A 395-nucleotide genomic window follows, 5' to 3' on the forward strand; every position below is an offset into this window, starting at 1 on the left:
TTGAACGGCATAGAACATCCACTCTTGCAGCTCTGCAAACGCTAACTCCGCGTTCAAGGCTTCTTTTGTCAGTACGCTGTAATGCACTGGGTTAGCATAGTAACGGTCTGCCTGTTGTTGCTGATTTTCACCCAACTGCGCAATCAGTCGCTCAGCTTCTGCAGTGAACCCTGCCAGCCTTTCCACTTCATAAGCCAGATAGCTCATCGACTTCGCGATGTCCACTTCGGCTGCTTCGAGCTCTAACATGAGCGCTTTAATGCGCGCCTTAGAGTTCACATCAAGTAAACCGCGCTCAAGACCTCGGATAGTCGCACGCTCTAACACTGCCAAAGTTTGTGTGTACTTGATGGCGTCATCACGTGACACGTCTTTCAGGTCTTCCTTTAAGCTAG

At 49.9% G+C, this 395-nt stretch carries 1 pseudogene; it reads right to left on the reverse strand.

Annotation, left to right across the window (positions count from 1 at the left end):
* A pseudogene (locus A3712_RS27755) lies at window positions 1-395 on the reverse strand (hypothetical protein); the annotation flags it as partial.

The organism is Vibrio sp. HI00D65 (genome assembly GCF_001635455.1).
Taxonomy (GTDB): domain Bacteria; phylum Pseudomonadota; class Gammaproteobacteria; order Enterobacterales; family Vibrionaceae; genus Vibrio.